Below are 261 nucleotides of genomic sequence, written 5' to 3' on the forward strand. Positions count from 1 at the left end.
GGGGAGTATTCGCGGCCGGAGTCTTCAGCAGGCGTAAACGCCGCGCCGACGCGGTTCAGGTGCTGACCGCCGCGGCGGCCCAGATGGTGGAGCCTGTCAGCCCTCGAAGCGCATGTGGCGAAGCCACGAGTCTCGAGGGCTGACAGCAGACGCTTCGGGGGCCGAACCCCGCGCGCGCCAGCGCGCCAATAAACACAGCACCTTGGCGGGCAAGGTCACCTTCTCACCTCCGCGGGTGAGGTCACCTTCTCACCTCCGCGG

The sequence above is a fragment of the Nocardia sp. NPDC024068 genome, from assembly GCF_040638875.1.
Lineage (GTDB): Bacteria > Actinomycetota > Actinomycetes > Mycobacteriales > Mycobacteriaceae > Nocardia.